At 75.1% G+C, this 2,426-nt stretch carries 3 protein-coding genes; all 3 read right to left on the bottom strand.

From position 1 onward, the window contains the following. On the bottom strand, positions 1-280 hold a 280-nt coding region (locus H5J29_RS29320; protein WP_181784215.1), incomplete at its 3' end, for an ATP-binding cassette domain-containing protein. Further along, positions 281-1,012, bottom strand: coding sequence for a FecCD family ABC transporter permease (locus tag H5J29_RS29315; protein WP_181784216.1), 732 nt, complete (start codon positions 1,010-1,012; stop codon positions 281-283). Between the two features lie 330 nt (positions 1,013-1,342). After that, the coding region (locus H5J29_RS29310; protein WP_181784214.1) for an ROK family protein at positions 1,343-2,426 on the bottom strand (1,084 nt) is incomplete at its 5' end.

The raw sequence follows: 2,426 nt of genomic DNA, 5'->3' as shown, positions 1-2,426 counted from the left end.
CCCGGACGGTGAACGCGAACCGCACCCGGTGGTCCTGCACGAGCACCGCCCGCCGCACCGCGAGCTCGCGGCTGGACCAGTCCCGAACCGGGCGCCCCGCCAGCTCCACCACACCCGCGCTCGGCGTGTGATCCCCCGCGACCACCCCGAGCAGGGTGGACTTGCCCGCCCCGTTCGGCCCGACGAGCGCGGTCAGGGTCCCCGGGGCGAACTCGAGGTCGACGGCGTCGAGGATGGTGGCCTCGCCGACCCGCAGGGTCACGCCGCTGACCCGGATCACCTAGAGCACCCCCTTCGGTCGCTGCCTGCGGACCAGCCACAGGAAGAACGGCGCGCCGAGGGCCGCCGTGAACAGCCCCAGCGGGACCTCCAGCGGCGGGTCGACGGTCCGGGCGGCGGTGTCCGCCACCACGATGAGCAGGGCGCCGAGCACCGCCGCCACCGGCAGCAGCCAGCGGTGTCCCGGCCCGATCATCAGCCGCACGATGTGCGGCACGACCAGCCCCACGAACCCGACGGCCCCCGCGAACGCCACCGCCGCCCCCACCAGCAGGGCCGCGAACACGACCAGCAGCAACCGCACCCGCTCGACGTCCACGCCCAGGTGGCGCGCCTGCCGCTCGCCGAGGGCGAGCAGGTCCAGCGGCCTGGACAGGGTCAGCAGCCCGACCAGCCCGACGACGAAGACCGGCAGTGCCGCACCGAGGTCGTCCCAGTCGGCGCGACCCAGCGAGCCCATCGACCAGAACGTGAGCTGCTCCAGCTCGGCCGTGTCCGCGATGTAGGTGAAGAAGCCGGTCACGGCTCCGCAGGCCGCCCCGATCGCGATGCCGACCAGCAGCATCGTCACGGTGGCACCCGACTTGTCGTGCGCGGCCAGGACGTAGATCACCGCGGTGGCCAGGGCACCGCCGACGAACGCGGCCACCGGGACCGTCCAGGACCCCAGGGCCGTGACGCCGAGGACGATCGCGCCGACCGCCCCGAGCGAGGCGCCGCTGGACACCCCGATGACCCCCGGAGGTCCCCCTCCAGCAGCACCTCGGCCTGCTCCCGCGCGGCCCGTCCGGGTGCCCCGAGAGCGGTGAGGACGCGGGTGGTCACCGCGACGTGCTCGGTGCCGGAGACCCGATGCACCCCGTCCCCGTCGATCACGGCGCGGACCCTACACACCCACCACCCCACCCCGTCCCCCTCGCGAGCCCGATGTCCGACTCGCGCGCCGCTGTGTCCGACTCACGCGTCGAGACCGTGGGACTCGCGGGATGGGTGCGCGAGTCCCCCGGTTTAGACGCGCGAGTCCCCCGGTTTCGACGCGCGAGTCGGACATCGGGGCGCGCGCTCAGACCGTGCCCAGGACGGGTTCGAACGCCAGCTCCGCGGCACCGACCAGTTTCCCGTCCCGGCCGAGTGGGGAGATCGCGATGCGGGTGCCGCCCGCAGCGCGGCTGACCAGGGAGCGGGTGCTCACCTCGCGGCGCACCCGCTCCACCAGCGGCGACGGCAGGGCGGCGAAGAGGTCGCCCAGCACCACCAGCTCCGGGGCGAGCATGTTGACGACCGTGACCAGCCCCGTCGTCAGCCACTCCGCCGGCTCGGCGAGCAGGTCGATCCGCGCGGGGTGCGCCTCCAGGGACCGCAGCTCGGCCACCAGCGCACCGCGGGGGGTGTCCTCCGGCAGACCCAGCGCCCGGCAGAGCGCGGGCTCGCCGATCTCGGTCTCCCAACACCCCTGTGCCCCGCAGAAGCACGACCGCCCACCCGGCCGGACGATCATGTGCCCCAGCTCCCCGACGTACCCGCCGGTGCCGCGCAGCGGCTGCCCGCCGACGATCACGCCGCCGCCCACGCCGACGTCCGCGGACAGGTAGACGAGGTCGGCGGCGTCCCGCGCGGCCCCGCGCAGGTGCTCGGCGAGCGCGCCCAGCTCGGCGTCGTTCGCGACCTGCGTCGGGGCGCCGAGCACGGCCGTGAGCCGCTCCCCCAGCGCCACCTCCCGCCAGCCGAGGTTCGGCGCCTCGTGCACCAGCCCGTCGGCGCGGCGGACCACGCCCGGCACCGATACCCCGACGGACTGCGCGCGCACGCCCAGCTCGTCGCTCAGCAGCTGGGCCGACTCCGCGACGTGGGTGATCACCTCGCCCGGCAGCCGGGTCGTGCGGTGCAGGTTCCAGCTGTGCCTGCCCAGGATCTGCCCGCCGATCCCGACCATCGCCATGGAGACCTGCTCCACCCGGACGTCGACGGCGAGCACGACCGCCGCCTGCGCCTCCGGCAGCACCAGCAGCGACGGCCTGCCCGCCCCGGAGCGCTGGGTGGGCACGGCCTCGGTGACCACCCCGGACTCGGCCAGCCCGTCGACGACCGCCTTGATCGTGCTGCGGTTGAGCCCCAGCTCGCTGGCCAGCGTCGCCCGCGTGCACGGG

It is taken from the genome of Pseudonocardia pini (assembly GCF_013870575.1).
Classification (GTDB): Bacteria; Actinomycetota; Actinomycetes; order Mycobacteriales; family Pseudonocardiaceae; genus Pseudonocardia; species Pseudonocardia pini.
The sequence above is the reverse complement of the archived record's forward strand: the minus strand, read 5'-3'. Positions and strand labels throughout refer to the sequence as shown.